This window comes from bacterium (assembly GCA_037128595.1).
Taxonomy (GTDB): domain Bacteria; phylum Verrucomicrobiota; class Kiritimatiellia; order CAIKKV01; family CAITUY01; genus JAABPW01.
Map to the genome: position 1 here is coordinate 19,260 of JBAXWB010000030.1, position 14,202 is coordinate 33,461.

General features: G+C 58.2%; 12 protein-coding genes. 8 read left to right on the top strand and 4 right to left on the bottom strand.

Features of this window, described 5'->3' with window-relative positions; all coding sequences use genetic code 11:
- Window positions 1-2 precede the first annotated feature (2 nt).
- Together pyk and WCS52_16020 are read right to left on the bottom strand one after the other, a co-directional pair.
- The gene (pyk, locus tag WCS52_16015) at window positions 3-1,433 is read right to left on the bottom strand and encodes a pyruvate kinase (GenBank protein ID MEI6168688.1); all 1,431 of its coding nucleotides are present in this window, start codon (window positions 1,431-1,433) and stop codon (window positions 3-5) included.
- 57 nt (window positions 1,434-1,490) lie between these two features.
- Complete coding sequence (locus WCS52_16020; protein MEI6168689.1) at window positions 1,491-2,363, bottom strand: radical SAM/SPASM domain-containing protein; 873 nt, start codon at window positions 2,361-2,363, stop codon at window positions 1,491-1,493.
- 93 nt (window positions 2,364-2,456) lie between these two features.
- Here WCS52_16020 and WCS52_16025 point away from each other — a divergent pair, with 93 nt between their 5' ends.
- On the top strand, window positions 2,457-3,791 hold the full coding sequence (locus WCS52_16025; protein MEI6168690.1) for a dehydrogenase: 1,335 nt from the start codon (window positions 2,457-2,459) through the stop codon (window positions 3,789-3,791).
- Between the two features lie 28 nt (window positions 3,792-3,819).
- Here the strand turns inward: WCS52_16025 and WCS52_16030 are convergent, their stop codons facing one another.
- Window positions 3,820-5,097, bottom strand: a complete 1,278-nt coding sequence (locus tag WCS52_16030; protein ID MEI6168691.1) for an Nramp family divalent metal transporter — start codon at window positions 5,095-5,097, stop codon at window positions 3,820-3,822.
- 192 nt (window positions 5,098-5,289) lie between these two features.
- Between WCS52_16030 and pheS the strand changes: the two genes are divergently transcribed.
- From pheS to dtd, 3 genes are read left to right on the top strand one after another with little or no spacing between them, the layout of a single operon-like run.
- Window positions 5,290-6,309 carry a phenylalanine--tRNA ligase subunit alpha gene (gene pheS, locus WCS52_16035; GenBank protein MEI6168692.1) on the top strand — a complete coding sequence of 340 codons (1,020 nt, stop codon included), beginning with the start codon at window positions 5,290-5,292 and terminating at the stop codon, window positions 6,307-6,309.
- A gap of 11 nt (window positions 6,310-6,320) precedes the next feature.
- Entirely contained in the window at window positions 6,321-8,756 is a 2,436-nt protein-coding gene (gene pheT, locus WCS52_16040) for a phenylalanine--tRNA ligase subunit beta (protein ID MEI6168693.1), read from the top strand.
- Window positions 8,753-9,214 (top strand): D-aminoacyl-tRNA deacylase, encoded by a 462-nt coding sequence (gene dtd / locus WCS52_16045; protein MEI6168694.1) that lies wholly within the window; start codon window positions 8,753-8,755, stop codon window positions 9,212-9,214. Before pheT ends, dtd begins: the two co-directional genes overlap by 4 nt.
- A gap of 341 nt (window positions 9,215-9,555) precedes the next feature.
- Here dtd and WCS52_16050 read toward each other — a convergent pair whose 3' ends face one another.
- Window positions 9,556-10,938 (bottom strand): LacI family DNA-binding transcriptional regulator, encoded by a 1,383-nt coding sequence (locus WCS52_16050; GenBank protein ID MEI6168695.1) that lies wholly within the window; start codon window positions 10,936-10,938, stop codon window positions 9,556-9,558.
- 294 nt (window positions 10,939-11,232) lie between these two features.
- Between WCS52_16050 and WCS52_16055 the strand changes: the two genes are divergently transcribed.
- From WCS52_16055 to WCS52_16070, 4 genes are all read left to right on the top strand, one after another.
- Entirely contained in the window at window positions 11,233-12,009 is a 777-nt protein-coding gene (locus tag WCS52_16055) for a hypothetical protein (GenBank protein MEI6168696.1), read from the top strand.
- Window positions 12,010-12,012: 3 nt separating this feature from the next.
- The gene (locus WCS52_16060; GenBank protein ID MEI6168697.1) at window positions 12,013-12,525 is read left to right on the top strand and encodes a hypothetical protein; all 513 of its coding nucleotides are present in this window, start codon (window positions 12,013-12,015) and stop codon (window positions 12,523-12,525) included.
- A gap of 168 nt (window positions 12,526-12,693) precedes the next feature.
- A complete protein-coding gene (locus tag WCS52_16065) occupies window positions 12,694-12,906 on the top strand; it encodes a hypothetical protein (GenBank protein MEI6168698.1) in 213 nt (70 codons plus the stop codon).
- Window positions 12,903-14,189: a DUF2130 domain-containing protein gene (locus WCS52_16070; protein ID MEI6168699.1), complete on the top strand. Its 1,287-nt coding sequence runs from the start codon at window positions 12,903-12,905 to the stop codon at window positions 14,187-14,189. Before WCS52_16065 ends, WCS52_16070 begins: the two co-directional genes overlap by 4 nt.
- Window positions 14,190-14,202: the final 13 nt, after the last annotated feature.

Genomic DNA, 14,202 nt, shown 5'->3' on the forward strand with positions numbered 1-14,202 from the left:
GCTCAGGGACCGGACACATCCAGGAACTCAATGCGGTGGTTGTCGCCCGAGGTGAGCGTGGAGGGACCTGCGACCAGCATGGCCAGATGCCCGGGAATCTTGTTTTCACGGAGGCACTGCCGGGCAAAGTGGTTCCAGTTCCCGGGGATCACGTCCAGCTGAACCGGGTACACGCCGTAGGAGAAAACCAACCCCTGGCAGACCTCCGCCTCCTGGCTCAGGGCGGCAATCCACACCGTCGGATTGAACCGCGAGAGGGTCCGTGCGGTTCTGCCGGTCCGGGTGAGGACGAAGACGCCCGCACAGGGCACGGTCTCCATGGCGTGTTCCACGACCGCCGCCAGCGCTTCGGCCGCCGTGGTTGAGGGGAGCAGGCGGGACATGGCCTTGAGATCGTCGTGCCGGGCGGTCGGGCGATGGGTCTCCGTGTAGGTGGCAATCGCGGCCAGCATTGCTACCGATTCTTCCGGATACTTGCCCATGGCCGACTCACCGGAGAGCATGATGCAGTCGGTGCCGTCCAGAATGGCGTTGGCCACGTCGGTGGCTTCGGCACGGGTGGGCAGGCGGCTGGACACCATGGATTCCAGCATCTGGGTGGCGGTGATGACCGGTTTGCCGGCGAGGCTGGCTTTCGCGATAAGCTCCTTCTGCAGGATGGCCATTTCCTCAATCGGCACTTCCACGCCCAGGTCGCCCCGCGCCACCATGATGCCGTCCGTGGCTTTCAGGATCTCGTCGAAATTCTTCAGGGCATCCATCCGCTCGATTTTGGCAATGATGAAGGGCCGCTTGCCCAGGGCGCTGGCGGCGGCGCGCACGGCGTCAATATCCGCCGCGGTTTCCACAAACGACTGGCTGATGGCGTCCACGCCATGTTTAAGCGCGAATTCCAGACAGGCCCGATCATGATCCGTGAACGCACTGATGCCCAGGTCAATACCCGGAAGGTTCAGCCCTTTTTTGGAACGCAATTCACCGCCGACCGACACCTTGCAATGGACGTCGTTGCCCGTCACGCGTTCGACAATCAGCTGGATCAGGCCATCGTTGAGGAAGAGCCGGTTGCCCGGCTTCACGACGCGGGGGAGGGGCTCGAAGCTCATCGAGACGCGCTGCGCGGTACCCACGATGTCATCGCTCGTCAGCGTGAAATCGGCGCCGGGGCGGAGCAGGATCGGTTCCGGCGCGATCTGGCCGACGCGCATCTTGGGCCCGGGCAGGTCCGCCATGATCGCCACGCGGCGGCCGGTGGCCCGTTCCGCGGCGCGGATGCGGGTGATCCGGTCGGCATGACCGGTAAAGTCGCCGTGCGAGAAGTTCAGCCGTGCGATATTCATGCCCGCACGGATCAGGCGTTCAAGCATCTCAGGGGATTCGGAGGCGGGTCCGATGGTGGCAACGATCTTGGTTTTAAAATCCGGTAATGACATGAGTTGCTCCTATGTTTCAATGATTGATCCAGGGCGCATCTTTAATCGGTGTGGGATTTAACGTCGATCTTTTTCGAACCGGAGCCGGTAGGCGCAGCGGCGGCAGAGTGGTTCCGTGACATGCCCCTTCGCAAACCCCTCCCGCATGGCGCAGGCTCTTGGACTCGCCAGGATTTCAGCAAGGGTGTGGGATTCCAGATTTCCCAGGGCGGTCACCCCGTTATGGTCCAGACAGCACGGGACAACCGTGCCATCCACGAGGACCGCAAGTTGGTCCTTGAGCCCCGGGCAGCGCCCGTGGGGGCCGAGATCCGGCGCCGTGAGACTCGGCCATTCAAAGCGTTCCGCGGTATTGATGTAGAGGGAGTTTGAAATTCTCAATGACCCTTTGACTTGCAGCATCCGGACCAGGCCGGCAGGGGGGCCTTTGCAGAGGCCCGAGGCACAGAGCGCGGTCAGGAACGAAAGGGTGGCCTCAGAGTCCAGGCTGTGTTCGCGATTCCACAGGCGCAGGCTGATGACCGGGTGCGGCGTGCGGGTCGAAATAAAGTCGATGATATGGTCGATATACCTGGCGAAGGGCTGCCCCGTTGTCGCATCGAGACTGTGGAGTGAGATGCTGATTTGCTGGACAGCGGGAGAAGCGAGCAGGAGGGGGGCATGGCGGGGGAGGAGGGTGCCGTTGGTGACGAGGTTTACCCGGGCGTGGTGGGTGGCGCAGAGGGCGAGGATTGAACTGAAATCAGGATGATGAAGCGGTTCACCCATGACGTGGAGGTGTAATACCCCCGAGATTGGGGCCAGCAGGGCGATGTAGCGTTCGGCCCGGGCCAGCGGGAGGTGTTCAACCGCACGTGTGGTCCCGGGGCAGAACTCACAGGCCAGGTTACAGCCGGTGGTGATTTCGAGGTAGGTTTTTCGGAATTTCAATGCAGAAGCCATTTGTTCGGGTATAGTACAGGTCGGATCAGGGTCAATAAAGTTTAAACGGGAGCCGTCTTGGAATTCAGCAAAAACAGAGTCATGGGAGAACGGCCTGTGATCATCGGCTTTGGCCCGGCGGGTATGTTTGCCGCGCTCGAGTTGCTGGCGTGTGGACATAAACCGCTGATCTTTGAGCGGGGGAAGAGGATTGAAGAGCGCGATGGGGATGTTCAGGGATTTATCAGGGATAGGATGCTGGATCCTGAATCCAATATCCAGTTTGGAGAAGGCGGCGCCGGTTCCTATTCAGATGGAAAGCTGTTTTCACGGATCAATAATTCAGCCCACGCCAACAAGGTGTTGGATACGTTTATCAAGTTTGGCGCCCCCGAAGAGATCAAGCACAGCCGCAAGCCCCATTTGGGGACAGATGTCTTGTGCCGGATCGTCCGCAACATCCGGGCCTATGTCCTGGAGCGGGGCGGTGAGATTCATTACGCCTCGAGACTGACGGATCTGGTGGTGTCAGAGGGCTCCGTTGCGGGGGTCGTCATTAATGGGGAACATGACTACCTCGCCTCGCACCTCTATCTGGCGATCGGGCATTCCGCACGTGATACCTTTACGATGCTTCATGAAAAAGGGGTGGCCCTTGAGCAGAAGCCGATATCGGTCGGGGTGCGGATCGAACATCCGGCCGAGCTGATCAATCGGATCAGATACGATGAGACCGGCGGAGAGGCGTCCGCCCCGGGGGCGGCCACGTATTCTTTCAACCATACCAACCGGAAAACCGGACGAGGGGCCTATACGTTCTGTATGTGCCCCGGCGGTGAAATCGTCAATGCGTCCTCGGAGGCTGGCCTGCTGGTGTTAAACGGCATGAGTTACTCCCGCAGGGCCTCGGCCTTCTCAAACTCGGCGCTTGTGGTGAGCTGCCACACGGATGACTATCCCTCGGCACATCCCCTGGCGGGGATTGAGTTCCAGCGGGGCATTGAGCGGAAGGCGTTTGAAGCGGGGGGCGGGGGATGGAACGCCCCTGCACAGAACCTGGTGGATTTCCTGGGAGGTAAGGCCTCGGCCGGATTAAATCGGAATTCGTTTAAGATGGGCGTAACCCCTGTGGACTTGAATGCCATTTTTCCGGAATTCGTCGGAACGGAGCTACGGTGCGCCTTCAGTAAGTGGCATGAGAATTACCCATTATTTGTTTCAGAGCAGGCCATCCTGCTGGCGGCCGAAACACGCACTTCTTCGCCGGTGCGCATTACCCGCAATGAAAAAGGGGAGTCCGTGAATATGGGAAAGCTCTACCCGATCGGCGAGGGGTCCGGCTATACCGGCGGCATCACGAGTTCCGCGATCGATGCCATTAAAGCCGTGGAACGCACGATGTCAAATGAAGGGCGCCGCTCTGTCGGCGCCGCGTGAAGAGGTTTTGACAGAGCAAAACCCTCCATCAATTCCTGAAGGTGTTCCAGAGCAGAATCAGGTTGAGCACAATGACCACGCCGGCGATGGCCCAGAGCAGGATTTTGCCGCGCGGCGTGTTGGCGTGGGTGCCCATGACCTTGCGGGATGAGGTGAGATAGATTTGCAGCACGATGGTGAAGGGGAGCTGGATGCTCAGCAGCACCTGGGAGAGGATCAGGGCCTGGAAGCTGTTGGTGACAAACAGGATGGCCAGAAATGCGACGCCCAGGGTGATAGCGACGCCGATCCGGGAGGTCCGGGTGTGGATATCATAATGCTTGTTGAAAATGCCCGCATAGATGGAGCCACCGGCCATGCCGGCGGTCACGCTGGCGGTCAGACCGGCACAGAGGAGTGCAACGGCGAAGAGGGTGGCGGCCAGGGGGCCGTTCCCACCCAGGATCGGGCGCAGCATGTCCTGGGCCTGTTCCAGCGAGGTGACCGGGATCCGGGCTTTAAAGAACGTGGCCGCCGCCAGGAGAATCATGGCACTGTTGATCAGCCAGCCGACAATCATGGAGAACAGGGTGTCGAGCCATTCGTACTTAAGATGACTGGCAATGGCGCTTTCCCCTTGAATATTCCATTGCCGGCTCTGGATCACTTCGGAATGCAGGAACAGGTTGTGCGGCATCACCACCGCCCCGAGCACGCCCATGACAATTAAAATCGAGCCGGGCGGGAGGGCCGGGCTGACCCACCCCTTGGCCGCTGCCACCCAGTGCGTATCAATCAGGAACATCTCGGCGATAAAGGCCAGGCCAATCAGGGAGACAAACCCGACAATGAGTTTTTCAAGCCGGCGATAGGAATTCCAGATGAGGAGCCCGAGCGAAACAACGGTAGTGAGGGAGGCCCCTATTTTGAAGGGCAGATGGAATAACATCTGAAGCGCAATCGCTCCGCCGAGAATTTCGGCAAAGGCAGTGGCCACGGCCGCGATGACTGCCGAACCCAGTACGGGACGGGAAAGCCAGGGGGGAAGATGCTGGGTGGCGGACTCGGCCAGACAGGAGCCGGTGACGATTCCGAGATGGGCGGCATTGTGCTGAAGCAGGATCAGCATGAGGGTGCTGACCGTGATGACCCAGAGGAGCAGATATCCGAACTGGGCGCCCGCCGCCACATTGGTGGCCCAGTTTCCCGGATCAATGAAGCCTACGGTGACCAGCATTCCCGGTCCGAGAAAACGCAACGCATTGAGAGCGCCTGAGTAGGCTTTCTTTTGCTGAAGATGTTCGTGAAGTTGTCTGAATGGATTCATTGAAAGGCGTAGCTATATCAGATCATCAGCGGCCTGTCGACCTCGTGGAGAGTGGTTTTGACGGAGCAAAACCCTCCAGTGAAGGAAAGCTGAAATGGGGGGCGTCTTCTACTCTCGACACCTAATAATGGTTTCGGTAGTTTGTGGGACTTTTATGGCGTTGGATGGGCGTTTTTTCGAAACGGGGCTACTATGAATGCACAGGATATTGTTGCGCTGAAGGAGCAGGGACTGGTGGAAGCCAGAGCGGCTGCCTCTTTGACTGATGTCGATGCCGTCCGGGTTAAATACCTGGGTCGTAAGGGGTTGCTGCCCGGGATCATGGAGGGACTCAAGTCCGTTCCGCCCGAAGAGCGCCCGGAAGTGGGGCGTCGCGCCAATGAACTGAAGCAGGAACTCGGGCAGGCATTGGATGAGGTGAAGGCCACCCTCGGTGCGGCCTCGAAGGCCGCTGGCCAGAAACAGTTTGATGTCACCCTGCCTGGCGCCTGGAAAACCCTGGGATCGCGCCACCCCGTTACGCAGGTGATTGAAGAGGCCATCCGGATCTTCAGTATACTCGGGTTTACGGTCGCCGACGGGCCAGACATGGAGACGGAGTACCATAACTTCGACGCCCTGAATACCCCCGCCGATCATCCGTCGCGTGATACGCAGGATACATTCTGGCTGGATAAGAAGACCCTGCTGCGGACACAGACGTCGCCGGTTCAGATTCGCGTGATGGAAAGCTGTAAGCCGCCGATCCGCATTATTGCGCCCGGCCGTTGCTACCGGCGCGATACCACAGACGCCACGCACAGCGCGAACTTCCATCAGATCGAAGGACTCTATGTGGATAAAAAAGTCTCCATGGCGGACCTGAAGGGGGATATTACCTTTTTCGCCCACCAGATGATGGGACCCAATGTCAAGGTGCGGTTCCGTCCGCATTTCTTTCCTTTTACTGAGCCCAGTGTGGAATATGATTTCTCCTGTCATGTGTGTGGCGGGCAGGGCTGCCGGGTCTGTAAAAACAGCGGGTGGATAGAAATCTCGGGGGCCGGCATGGTGAACCCGAAAGTGTTCAATATCGTGGGCTATGACCCCGAGGCCGTCACCGGCTATGCGTTCGGCATGGGCGTGGAGCGCATCGCCATGATCAAGTTCGGCATTGAAGACATCCGGCTCCTGTATGACAACGATGTCCGCTTCTTATCTCAATTTTCTTAAGGAATACGACCATGAAACTTCCATTGAGCTGGTTAAAAGAGTATGTGGATTTTGATTTAACCCCCAAAGAACTGGCGTCGCTGCTGACGTTTTCCGGGACTGAAGTCGAGGGGATCAAGACCATTGGCGGTGATTTTACGGGCCTGGTGGTCGGCGAGGTATTGAGCGTGGAGCGGCATCCGAATGCCGATCGGTTGACCGTCTGTCAGGTGAACGACGGCACGAGCATTTTGACGGTGGTCTGTGGAGCGCCGAATGTGGCGGCCGGGATCAAGGTGCCGCTGGCGACCATTGGCGTCACCCTGCCCGGCGGACTGAAGATCAAAAAAGCCAAGGTCCGCGGGATCGAATCGTTCGGGATGCTTTGCGCCGCTGACGAGTTGGGCCTGTCGGAAGACCACAGCGGACTGATGATCCTGCCGGCTGACGTCAAGACGGGGACGCCGTTTTCCGAGATTGCCGGCCCGCCTGAGACGGTTCTGGAACTCGAAGTGACTCCCAACCGTCCCGATTGCCTGAGCCTGATCGGGATGGCGCGCGAGGTGGCCACGTTGCTGGGCAAGCCGTTGAAGATTCCGGTGCCGGTGGTGAAGGAGTCGGCGACGCCGGTGGAAAGCCTGGCCGCAGTGACCCTTGAGGATGCGGTCGGCTGTCCCCGTTACACCGCTCGGGTGGTGCAGGGGATTACGATTGCCCCCAGTCCGCAATGGATGCAGAAACGGTTGACGGCGGCGGGGATACGCCCCATTAACAATGTCGTCGACATCACCAACTATGTCATGCTGGAAAGCGGTCAGCCGCTCCATGCGTTTGACTACGAATTGCTGGAAGGCCGGAAGATTGTGGTGCGTCGCGCCCGGGCCGCAGAAACGATGAGCACCCTGGATGGGGCGGCGCGCGAGCTCACGCCGGAGATGCTGCTGATTGCCGATGCGAAGCGGCCGGTGGCCGTGGCCGGGGTTATGGGTGGAGCGGGGAGCGAGATCCGCGACGTCACGAAGACGGTGCTCCTGGAAAGCGCCTATTTCAAACCGTCCGATGTCCGCAAGACCTCCAAGAAGATGGGGCTCTCCTCCGAATCCTCCTACCGCTTTGAACGCGGGGTGGATGTCGAAAACCTGGAGTGGGTGAGTCAACGGGCGGCCCAGCTGATGTGCGAGCTGGCTGGCGGCGTGGCGGCCAGGGGCGTGATTGATGTCTTCCCCGCCAAGCCGGCGCACGGACAGGTCACCCTCCGGTTTGAACGTGTCAGGGATCTGCTGGGCATTGAGATTACCGATGAGAAAGTCATGTCCATCTTCACGGCACTCGGCTTCGGGATTGTGTCCAAGGAGGCCGCCCGCTGTGTGGTCGATGTGCCGGCGTTCCGGGTCGATGTGGCGCAGGAGGCCGACCTGATTGAGGAAGTCGCCCGGATTTACGGGCTGGATAAAATTCCTTCGCCTTCGCCTGTGGCCAAAATTGTGCCCGGAGTGGACGACAGGGCAACCCGTGCGGGGCTGGCCCTGCGCGAGAATCTGGTCGGGCTGGGACTGGCCGAGACCATGAACTACAGCTTTCTTTCGGAGAAGCTGCTGGACCTGGTGGGGTATGGTGAGGCATCAAAGCGGGTCGTATTGCCGAACCCGATCAGTGCGGATCATACGATCCTGCGCGATTCGTTCATCCCCCAGATGATCGAGACGCTTGGAAAAAACCGGGCGCGCCAGGCCCGTGAAGCGGCGTTGTTCGAGATGGGACGGGTCTTCTTCAAGGATGCCGAAGGCCGGAATGCGGAGAGCGATCGTGTGTGTATCGGCCTGATGGGGCCGGTGGGCCGGACCGGAATGGCGAAGTCACAGCCGGTGAAGGACGAAGACATGTTCCAGTGGATCAAGGGGGTCCTGGAATCGCTCGGCCGGGCCCAGCATGTGGCCGCAGTGGCCCGTGGCGGCTTATGCCGGCTGGATATTGCGCTGAAGCCCTTGTCGAGTCCCTGCTTTGAAGAAGGCCGTGCCGTTACCGTGTGGCTGGCGGGTGCCTGTGTGGGGGTGATGGGGCTGGTCAGCGAGCGCCTGCGCAATGAATGGCGCATGGCGGATCCCGTGGCGGTGCTTGAACTTGAGATTGCGCCCTTGCTGAAGGACGTCTTGCGGGTTCCGGTGTCACATGGCATCGGCTCCTTCCCCGGTGTGGATCGGGATGTGGCCATGGTGGTGGAGGATGGCGTTTCGCATGAAGCCATCCTGAACTCCATCTGGACGGCCGCCCCGCCGGAGCTGGTTGATATTCAGCTTTTTGATGTCTATCGAGGGGAGACTCTCGGCAAGGGGCGCAAGAGTATGGCCTATTCGATGACCTATCGTTCCATGGACAAAACCCTGACGGATGAGGTGGCTAACGCCTTCCATGACAAGGTAAAGGCGGCCTTGCGCAAAGATGTGGCGGCTGATATCCGCGAGGGATGAAAGCATTGATCCAAAGGGTAAGCCGGGCTCGGGTGACGGTGGCGGGGACAGAAACCGGGGCCATCGGGAAGGGGTATGCCATTCTGCTCGGGGTCCGGCTTCAGGACGGGGAGGCGGATGCCATTTTCCTGGCAGAAAAAACCGCCAGCCTGCGCATCTTTCCGGATGCTCAGGACAAGATGAATCTGGCCCTGAGTGATGTGGACGGTGCCGCCCTGGTGGTTTCACAATTCACGCTCTATGCCGATACCCGCAAGGGGAATCGTCCCAGTTTTATCCAAGCCGCCGCTCCAGTGGAGGCCGAACGCCTTTATGAACAGTATGTCAGCCAGCTCCGCCGCATTCTAGGTCACGCCAAGGTGGCCACCGGGGTGTTCCGTGCTGATATGAGCCTTGAGATCGTGAACGATGGCCCGGTGACGATCGAGTTGTGTTCGGATTCAAGAATCCAGAATTAAAGATATGCGCACGGGATTTTCCATTTGAGATGCCGCTTTGCGGCGTATCACCGCGTGGCGGCCAGCCTTTCCCTCGAGACCGTGGTTTTTGACACCCCCGCCGCTTTGGCAACGACCAATATTGAAACGGAAGAGCTCATGAACAACCAATATATTTATGGTTGTTCATTGAGTCAACGGATTTTGTTTTGTTGCCGGAAAGGCCCACATACGTGTGCGCCCGCGGGCCTTCCCTTCCGGCTGTTTCCCGGATTCCATCGCGCCAACCGGCGGCTTGGCGCGGGAAAAGCGTCATCCCAAAAGGCCCACGCGTACGTAGGCGCGGGCCTTTCGAGGGGAGATCAGCTGGCGGAAGCCGCCGTGTCCACCGGGATCTCAATGGGAGGCCCCGGATCCGACACCGGGTCTGGTTCCGGCGCTTGAGGCGGTGGTGTGATGATCTCCGCTTCCGGCACAGACACCGGCTCTGGCGGCGCGACCACTGGAGTCGCCCCCTCGGCTTCCGGCATTAATGGAGGGCGGTGCTCTGTCACCGCCGTGTCCACCGGGATCTCAATGGGCGGCCCTGGATCCGACACCGGCCCTGGCTCAGGCGCTTGAGGCGGTGGCGTGATCTCCGCCTCCGGCACAGACACCGGCTCAGGTGGCGCGACCACAGGAGTCGCCCCCTCGGATTCCGGCATTAATGGAGGGCGGGGCTCTGTCACCGCCGTGTCCACAGGGATCTCAATGGGAGGTCCTGGATCCGACACCGGGCTTGGCTCAGGCGCTTGGGGAGGTGGCGAGATGATCTCCACTTCAGGCACAGACACCGGCTCAGGCGGCGCGACCAAAGGAGCCGCCACTTCGGCTTCGGGCATTAATGGAGGGCGGGGCTCTGTCACCGCCGTGTCCACAGGGATCTCAATGGGAGGTCCTGGATCCGACACCGGGCTTGGCTCAGGCGCTTGGGGAGGTGGCGAGATGATCTCCACTTCAGGCACAGACACCGGCTCAGGCGGCGCGACCAAAGGAGCCGCCACTTCGGCTTCGGGCATTAATGGAGGGCGGGGCTCTGTCACCGCCGTGTCAGTGGACGGATTATTTGGAGTCGCTTCCATTGTGACCGGCGCCGACGGAGCGGCGCCCTCCATTGATGGAAGCTTGGGCACTGCCGCCTGCGGCGGACCCACTGCCTTCAACATCGCCACTCCCGCGCCCTGCCATAGGACGATGACCGGGAGCTTTTCCGCCATCGCTGCCGACACGGCGGGATAGAGGGTGGGGCAGCAGAGAATTCCGGCGGTGTCGGCATTGAGAAGCCGGGCCGTTCGCTCACGGGCGGCCGTGGGATCTACTGGAACGATGATCACCGCCAGCCGGTAATCCGCCGTTTCCAGGACCGACTCAATGCCGGGGATCAGTCCAAGGGTCGCGGCCGTGCTATCGGTGGAGAGGACGACGCCAATCTGCTTCGGCGCCCTCATTTCTGTCATCTGAGATTTTCCATCTGAAATGCCGCGTTGCGGCGTGACACTGCGAGGCGGCCGGCCTTTCCCGAGCGCAATGTCCCTGGCCACCGGATCCGGTTGGTAGCCCAACTGGCGGGCGACAGCGCGGACCCGTGCCTGCGTGGCAAGGCCAATCCTGAACCGGTCCAGCCGCCCATTCATCACCCGCGAGACCGTGGTTTTTGACACCCCCGCCGCTTTGGCAACGACCAATATTGAAACGGATGAACTCATGAACAACCAACATAGTAGAGGTTGTTCATTGCATCAACGGATTTTGGTTTATTCGCAAAATTCTCCTATTAACCTTGGTCGCCGCCCCCTCACCCCAACCCTCTCCCTCGAGGGGAGAGGGAGAAAATCTTGCGCAAAATCTATTCCCTCGCCCCTTGGGGGAGAGGGCTAGGGTGAGGGGTTTTGTTGCCGAAAAGGCCCATGCACGTGTGCGCCCGCGGGTCTTTCAGTCCGTCCGTCTTCCGGATTGCCGACCCCATCAAGGTTGTCGTATAGTACATTCATAGGTGGACAATGAGCATAGAAACAACAATCGAATTTGTGATTCATGGGAAAACAGAGGGAAGAGAGATTACCCCCGTTTCTATTGGTCTGTCGCAATTCAATGAATTCAATCGCCAGGTCGAATCCTTCATTGGTGGTGGTCAGCGGCTTAAGCTTGATGAAGTCCATGTGCAAATCGATACGGGATCGTACATTTTACGGACATTGGTGCCGGTGCTTATCTTATCTAGTCTTGAACCGGATTTGAAGCTGATGGCAAGACAGGATGTGCTAGGAGAAATCGATCCGAAGAGGGCAGAAGTGATTCAGAAATGGCAGGCCAGGGCGAAAAACAACCCGGATCTGAGTTTTGAAGTGCGCCCCGAAGGGGGCTCCATTCCCGCGATCCGAGTGAGTTGGGAGACAGACTATCGGGTAGGCGAAATCGTGCCCTGGGTTGCCGTTGAGAAATATTTATTTGGTGAGGTCGTGGATATGGGGGGGATGCAAAAGGCAAATATCCATCTGCGGCTCGTACATGGTGGTAAGCCCATTCTGGTGGGGACGTCCCAGGGATATCTTCGTGAACAGTTGGAAAACCGGCTCTATCACAAGGCCCTGTTGCATGTCAGTGCAGAACAGCATTTTCAGACTGGTGAAATGCGCAACATTCGACTGATTTCGTTCATGGATTATCAGCCGACGTATAACGAGGAAGCCCTTAATCGTTTCGCGGCGGAGGGCACTAAAGTATGGGCTGACGTACCTGATGCGGCAAAATGGGTGCGGGAAGTAAGGGGAGGATAACTTATGGCCGCCGGTGTTCTTCTTGATACGAGTTTCCTCATCACACTCGCCGATAAGAGTCGGGATCATTATGAATCTGCACGACTTTACTGGCGGTATTTTTTAGAGAATGATATCCCGATTTTCCTTTCAACTATAGTGGTCTCCGAGTTTTGCATCAAACAGGAGATTCCGCCGGATTTGCTCCGCTGTTGTGTAGTGTTGCCGTTCAACTGGGATCATGCGCAAAGGGCGGCAAAACTTGACTGGAAAAGACTTCGCCCAGAAGGAGTGATGCGCGATGCACTCAAGGATGATATTAAGATCATTGCGCAAGCAGAAGTCGTAGAGGCCGATTTCGCTATTACGGATGACAGTGCTTCATTTTATCGCTATGGTAAAACCTTCAAGGATGCGGGCGATGTGCGGTTTAAGGCCATTAAGTTAGAAGACGGATTCGATCGATCATTTTTTGATCCCAATGGGCAGCGTGATTTCACGGATGAGTTAGCTGAGGAGATCGAAGACCAGTTGTAGCCTCTCCTAGTCAACCAGCTGCGCACTGCTCCCGGCTTACTGCCCACTGATTACCCGCTTTATATTGTTTTTGAACGTTATCACAATTCCGCTCGCCAGCCTACGGTGAAGGGGCTACATTTCAGCTGTTTGTCTGGTGGTTGTTTTGACTGTCTCACTGGGAGCCGCATGAAACGTTCGTTATTCGATCCTGATGGCTTTTATCTTGGAATTTCATCCATGTGCCATATTTTCACTATATTACTCTTGCGGATGGCCACCAAATGCTTTATTTTTTCGACCAACACACGCGCCGTGCCTCTCGTTCGCAAGGATGATGCACATCAAGGGCGCGTTTTTTTATTTTCCAGCAATGACGGGCATCAAGAGGAAATGATATGACCAACGCGGAACCCACCATTATCTGCCCGAAGTGTAAAACCGAGATCAAGCTTACCGAATCCCTGGCGGCACCACTGGTCGAATCCATCCGCCTCGACTACGAGAAGAGGCTGACGCAGAAGGATGCCGACATGGTCAAACGTGAGACCACCCTGCGCGAACGCGAGGCGGCCATGGCGAAGGACCGGGAGACGCTTGATGATCAGGTGGCTGATAAGCTCAAACTGGAGCGGGCGCGTATCAGTGCCGAGGAATCCAAGAAGGCCCGGGCGGCCTTGGCAAATGATCTTGATCAAAAGGCGCGTGAACTTGTTGAACTCCAGGACGTTCTGAAAAGCCGCGACCTGAAGTTGGCCGAGGCACAGAACGCGCAGGCGGAATTGATCCGGAAACAGCGCGAACTGGATGATGCCAAGCGGGAGATGGAACTGACCATCGAGAAGCGCGTGCAGGGGAGCCTATCCACAACCCGCGATCAGGCGAGGAAAGAGGCCGAGGAATCGCTCAAATTCAAGGTTATGGAAAAGGAACAGACCATTTCTTCGATGCAGAAACAGATTGAAGACCTGAAGCGTCGCGCGGAACAGGGGTCTCAACAATTACAGGGCGAGGTCCAGGAACTGGAACTTGAAGCACTGCTCCGGGTAAAGTTTCCGCGTGACACGATTGAACCGGTGGCCAAAGGGGAACATGGCGGTGACGTGATCCAGCGCGTGCTGGGTCCGCTGGGCCAGACCTGCGGCACAATCCTGTGGGAATCGAAGCGGACAAAAAACTGGAGCGATGGGTGGTTGGTCAAATTGCGCGAAGACCAGCGTGCGGCCAAGGCCGAGATTGCCGTACTGGTCACCCAAGTTCTGCCCAAAGAAGTCGAATCCTTTGATTTAGTCGATGGGGTGTGGGTTATCCAACCCAAGGTCGCCATACCGGTTGCGATCATGCTGCGCCAATCCCTGGTGGAATTGTCTATGGCGCGACAGGCTTCAGAAGGCCAGCAGACAAAAATGGAAATGATTTATTCGTATCTGACCGGCCCGCGCTTCCGTCTGCGTGTTCAAGCCATCGTGGAGTCCTTCTCGAATATGAAGGAAGACCTTGATAAGGAAAAGAAGGTCATTACTAAGCAGTGGGCAAAACGTGACGAGCAGATCGAGCGGGTCATGCAAGCCACTGTCGGGATGTATGGCGATATGCAGGGAATTGCAGGCAAGACCTTGCAGGAGATTGAGGGGCTGGAGATGAAGGCGCTGGAAGTGGCAACAACAATGCCAAGCAATGCGTAACCATTAGACTGGA